The sequence below is a fragment of the Ectobacillus ponti genome (assembly GCF_024294785.1).
Classification (GTDB): Bacteria; Bacillota; Bacilli; order Bacillales; family Bacillaceae_G; genus Ectobacillus; species Ectobacillus ponti.
Map to the genome: position 1 here is coordinate 1 of NZ_JANCLT010000071.1, position 692 is coordinate 692.

Here is a 692-nt window from a genome sequence, read left to right on the forward strand (position 1 = left end):
CAGCTGCTAGGCGCCTCCATCGCCTGCCTCCTCCTCAAGTTTGTCACCCACGGCAAGGCCATCCCGACGCACGGCGTCGCCGGCATCAGCGAGCTGGAGGGCGTCGTGATGGAGATCGTCATCACGTTCGCGCTGGTGTACACGGTGTACGCCACGGCGGCGGACCCGAAGAAGGGATCGCTCGGCACCATCGCGCCCATCGCGATCGGCTTCATCGTCGGCGCCAACATCCTCGCCGCCGGCCCGTTCAGCGGCGGCTCCATGAACCCAGCGCGCTCCTTCGGCCCCGCCGTCGCCGCCGGCAACTTCGCTGGCAACTGGGTCTACTGGGTCGGCCCGCTGATCGGCGGCGGCCTCGCCGGGCTCGTGTACGGCGACGTGTTCATCGGCTCATACCAGCCCGTTGCCGACCAGGACTACGCTTAAAAGTGGATGAACCGAATTAATTGAAGTATCCGTGTCAGTTTGCATGCATCGTACGTTTGCTTGATTTGATATTCGTCGTGTGTGATACGTTCACAGGCTTTGTATTTTCCGGTTTACCTTCTTTTTGTCAAACACGGTACATGTAAAAGGTCACTTTCTGCGATTGTTGTCTGGAAGGGGAAATCAAAATTGTAAAATTTCATCGACACAATTGATAAGATCAATTTGCATTAGATTTGGTTTGTACCAGGAAATTTGGAAGCCAT

1 protein-coding gene is annotated in these 692 nt (G+C 56.4%); it reads left to right on the top strand.

Annotated features, from left to right (window positions below):
- Positions 1–426 (top strand): aquaporin (locus NK662_RS24615; RefSeq protein ID WP_254761346.1); only part of this gene is annotated, 426 nt, incomplete at its 5' end.
- Positions 427–692: the final 266 nt, after the last annotated feature.